This window comes from Mycobacterium montefiorense, from assembly GCF_003112775.1.
Lineage (GTDB): Bacteria > Actinomycetota > Actinomycetes > Mycobacteriales > Mycobacteriaceae > Mycobacterium > Mycobacterium montefiorense.
In genome coordinates, this window is the sequence record NZ_BFCH01000046.1 from 1 (window position 1) to 677 (window position 677).

The 677-nt window shown below is 64.4% G+C and carries 1 protein-coding gene; it reads right to left on the minus strand.

Annotation, left to right across the window (positions count from 1 at the left end):
• On the minus strand, positions 1 to 676 hold a 676-nt coding region (locus tag DB708_RS25835; RefSeq protein WP_133251064.1), incomplete at its 3' end, for a DDE-type integrase/transposase/recombinase.
• Between the last annotated feature and the right edge of the window lies 1 nt (position 677).

The following is a 677-nucleotide window of genomic DNA, read 5'->3' on the forward strand; positions in this document are numbered from 1 at the left end:
TCGGCGAACGTGGTTGGGTCAGGAGGTGTTCAATGCCGTTTTCGCGGCAGATCCGATCGAAGAGCACCTCCACCGGCGGATGAAAGAACCGGCCAGTAAAGACCTTGCCGTTGTCGGTCAAGATCTGCTCGGGCACCCCATAACGCGACAGTGCATCACGCAACCCGTCGCAGACCGCGCGGGTGCGCTCCCGGGCCATCAGCCGCGCGCACACGCACATCCGCGAATGGTCATCGATGCCCGTAAGGGCTTTGGCGCTGGTCCCATCAGCGAGCGGGAATCCGCCCACAATGTCCATCTGCCACAACTCCATCGGCATGCCGCGTTCCCAGCGTTTCCACTTACGCGAGCGCCGATCCCGCAGACTCGGGTCGATCATCCCGGCCCGCACCAACGCCCGATACGCCGCCGACTCCGAGGGCACCGGTACCACGTGGCGTTTGGCCAACTCGAACACCAGCCGCCGCGGTCCCCAATACGGCCGCGATCGACGCAACTCCAACAACGCGGCCTCGACCACCGCCGGCATCTGATGCGGACACGACATCGGCCGATGCGACCGATCCACCAACCCATCCAGACCTTCGGCCTCATACCGGGCCAACCAGGAATGCAGCGTCTGGCGCGACACCCCAACCTTCTCGGCAACCTGCGAGATCGACAGACCATCGCTGATC